Here is a 2222-nt window from a genome sequence, read left to right as displayed (position 1 = left end):
TCGCCATTGGTATCTACACTGACTGTGCCATTTGCATTTATAGTAACAGTCGCAACATCAGCTGTAGTAATATCAAATATACCATCATTATCAGTAGCTATAGATAGGGTACCATCACCATGATCAACTACCTCTGTAATATCACTAACAGCCGTTGTAACTACCGCACCACTAGGTGTCGTGGTTACGACATTATCTTCACTGACAACAACACTTGAACCAGTAGGTACATCAATATTAATGCTCGGTGTTGCCGTGTTTGTCACACTGAGATGTCCTGCGTTATCATTGACTGTTGCCTCACTATTTTTTGGTAATGAAACACTACTTCCTTGTGCCGTTACTACTTCAACGCTATCACCACCATGATTTATAAACTGACTGGTCGTCAACATGGTTACATCATCACTGCCCTCACCATCACTGTTAACCGTAACCGTTCCATCACCATGATCTATTACTGTTGTATTACTATCAACAGCTGTTTCAATCAAGCCTCCATCCGTCATAGAAGCAATTACAGTAGTCCCATTACCCGTTATATTACCCAATAGCGACGCAGGAAGTGTAATATCAGACACGCCATCATTATTAGAGTCTATTGTCCAAGTACCACCATCAAAATTAACCGCTGCACCACTTGGAAGCTCAACGGTTTGACCATTATAATTTATCGTTAATGTCGTGCCATCATCGACAACAACACCATTGCCATCATAAGGCAAGTTAACTGCACTTCCTCCCGGGTTTGTAGTGACTGTTAAACCCGTACCATTATCAGCAATTTCAGTATTGCTAGATACCACAACATCGATTGCACCATCACCATCCAAATCCACTGTGGTAGTATTTTCATCATTACTAGTGATGATAGCATTAGCATCATGTGGTACAGTTACTACGTTGCCATCTGCCGTTTGAACATTAAACGTACCATCGGCATTATCACTTAGCTTACTTCCTGTAGGAACAGTTAAGGCTGTGCCATTATTGTCCGTTAAAGTGACCACTGATCCGTTATCCGTAATTACTGCCTCGCTATCTGCAGTTAAGTTCAATACGGAATTATTACTTGTAGTTGCCGTAACATCGCCATTAGCAGCAATACTGACATCAGTATCATTCGCCACTGAGCTAATGTCAGCAACTCCCTGACCATCGCCATTAACAGTTAATACACTGCCATTATCTGTGATCACCGTACCTGCATTTGCTTGCGTGATGACCTCAGCACCTCCGGCTGTCGTTGTCGTCAATGTGCCATTGTCATTATTCACAAGCGTTGCATCTTTCGGAACAACAGCATCAACTGTACCATCATTATCTACATCAACACTAAAACTGCCGTTGCCATTATCAGTCAGCACACTGCCTGATGGCACGCTTAAATTCGTGCCATTATTATCAGTCAACGTGACAATTGAACCATCATCCGTAATTACTGCCTCGCTATCTGCAGTTAAGTTCAATACGGAATTATGAGTTGTAGTCGCCGTAACATCGCCATTGGCAGCAATACTGACATCAGTATTATTTGGCACTGAAGTAATATCAGCAACCCCTTGACCATTACCATTAACAGTTAATACACTGCCATTATCACTACTAATCACCGCACCTGCATTTGCTTGTGTGGTTACCTCAGCATCTCCGGCTGTGGTCGTGGTCAATGTACCATTGTCATTATTCACAAGCGTTGCATCTTTCGGAACAACAGCATCAACTGTACCATCATTATCAACATCAACATTAAAGCTGCCATTACCATTATCGGTAATTGCACTGCCTGATGGCACGCTTAAATTCGTGCCATTATTATCAGTCAACGTAACAATTGAACCATCATCCGTAATTACCGCCTCGCTATCTGCGGTTAAGTTTAATACGGAATTATGAGTTGTAGTCGCCGTAACATCGCCATTGGCAGCAATACTAACATCAGTATTATTTGGCACTGAAGTAATATCAGCAACCCCCTGACCATCACCATTAACAGTTAATACACTGCCGTTATCAGTGATTACCGTACCTGCATTTGCTTGCGTGATGACCTCAGCACCTCCGGCTGCCGTTGTCGTCAATGTGCCATTACCATTATTAACGACAGTTGCACTTTGTGGAATGATTGCATCAACGGTACCATCATTATCTCTGTACACGATGATTTTTTCATTTGAGTAGCTCCTGTAATGGTCGATTTAAAATCTTAAGGCAGAGCTTAA

Annotated in this window: 1 protein-coding gene; it reads right to left on the bottom strand. The window is 42.1% G+C overall.

Translation table 11 applies throughout. The features are described from left to right. The coding region (locus DNK85_RS01440) for a beta strand repeat-containing protein (protein WP_162896458.1) at positions 1 to 2159 on the bottom strand (2159 nt) is incomplete at its 3' end. Positions 2160 to 2222 lie beyond the last annotated feature (63 nt).

Origin of the sequence: Cysteiniphilum halobium (assembly GCF_003574425.1) — a bacterium.
GTDB lineage: Bacteria > Pseudomonadota > Gammaproteobacteria > Francisellales > Francisellaceae > Caedibacter > Caedibacter halobius.
This window is presented reverse-complemented; position numbering and strand designations above follow the sequence as displayed.